Here is a 1,833-nt window from a genome sequence, read left to right as displayed (position 1 = left end):
CCAAGCAGGTTGAAGGTTGACCGTAAGGACAGCTGGACAGTTTGGAAGTGAGAATGCCGGTATGAGTAGCGAAACGATCCGTGAGAATCGGATCCACCGAAAGCCTAAGGGATCCTGAGCAACGCTCGTCGACTCAGGGTAAGTCGGGACCTAAGCCGAGGCATAAAGCATAGGCGATGGACAACAGGCGAAAATTCCTGTACTGCATGATGTTGTTTGAGGATGGAGTGACACAGCAAGGAGCTTGAGCACGCGACTGGAAATGCGTGTCGAAGGCGGTAGGCTGCAAGGGAGGCAAATCCCTCTTGCAAGGCCGAGAACTGACAGATAGGAGCGTACTTCGGTACAATCTGAATTCAAGCGTACTACACTGTCGAGAAAAGCTTCTAACGAGACATCATGTACCCGTACCAAAACCGACACAGGTAGGCGGGGAGAGAATCCTAAGGTGCGCGGGAAAACCCTCGTTAAGGAACTCGGCAAAATGCATCCGTAACTTCGGGAAAAGGATGGCCGGAGCTGGTGAAGACCCTTGCGGTTGGAGCTGGAGCCGGCGACAGAAGAGAAGCCCAAGCGACTGTTTACCACAAACACAGGTGCCTGCTAAAGAGAAATCTGACGTATAGGTGCTGACACCTGCCCGGTGCTGGAAGGTTAAGAGGAGAGGTTATTCGCAAGAAGAAGCTTTGAATTGAAGCCCCAGTAAACGGCGGCCGTAACTATAACGGTCCTAAGGTAGCGAAATTCCTTGTCGGGTAAGTTCCGACCCGCACGAAAGGTGTAACGACTTGGGCACTGTCTCAACGAGGGACCCGGTGAAATTGAAATACCTGTGAAGATGCAGGTTACCCGCGACTGGACAGAAAGACCCCATGGAGCTTTACTGCAGCCTGACATTGATTTTTGGCATGTAACGTACAGGATAGTTGGGAGACGGAGAGGATAGGCCCCCAGGCTTATCGGAGTCGCTGTTGGGATACCAACCTTTATGTGCTAGGGATCTAACTCGAGAAGTAACGAAGCTGAGGACAGTATCAGGTGGGCAGTTTGACTGGGGCGGTCGCCTCCGAAAGAGTAACGGAGGCGTCCAAAGGTTCCCTCAGCGCGGACAGAAATCGCGCGAAGAGTATAAAGGCAGAAGGGAGCTTGACTGCGAGACATACAGGTCGAGCAGGTACGAAAGTAGGGCTTAGTGATCCGGTGGAATGAGAGTGGAATTGCCATCGCTCAACGGATAAAAGCTACCCTGGGGATAACAGGCTAATCTCTCCCAAGAGTCCATATCGACGGGGAGGTTTGGCACCTCGATGTCGGCTCATCACATCCTGGGGCTGAAGCAGGTCCCAAGGGTTGGGCTGTTCGCCCATTAAAGTGGTACGTGAGCTGGGTTCAGAACGTCGTGAGACAGTTCGGTCCATATCCATCGCGGGCGCAAGATACATGAGGGAGGCTGCTCCTAGTACGAGAGGACCGGAGTGGACGGACCGCCGGTGAACCAGTTATGCCGCCAGGTGTAGAGCTGGGTAGCTGCGTCCGGAAGGGATAAACGCTGAAAGCATCTAAGCGTGAAGCCCGTCCCGAGATGAAGTATCTCATAGCGTAAGCTAGTAAGACTCCTTGAAGAAGACAAGGTCGATAGGGTAGGTGTGGAAGTGCCGTAAGGCATGAAGCTGACTACTACTAATCAGTCGAGGGCTTAACTAGAGAGCCAAAGATGAAGGAACGAAGTGACGCACAGATTTGTGCGAATCAGTTACTCAGAGCGCAAGCGATGAGTTTCCTTCAAACAGAACCTAAAATGTTAATTTCTTCTGTATAGTTTTGAGTGTGCAT

The 1,833-nt window shown here is 52.0% G+C and carries 1 rRNA gene (cut by a window edge); it reads left to right on the top strand.

The features are described 5' to 3' along the window. Positions 1 to 1,704: ribosomal RNA gene (locus DWZ54_RS04130) — 23S ribosomal RNA — on the top strand (it extends 1,408 nt beyond the left edge of the window). The last annotated feature ends 129 nt before the right edge of the window (positions 1,705 to 1,833 follow it).

Source organism: Mitsuokella sp. AF33-22 (assembly GCF_003475755.1).
Lineage (GTDB): Bacteria > Bacillota > Negativicutes > Selenomonadales > Selenomonadaceae > Mitsuokella.
The sequence above is the reverse complement of the archived record's forward strand: the minus strand, read 5'-3'. Positions and strand labels throughout refer to the sequence as shown.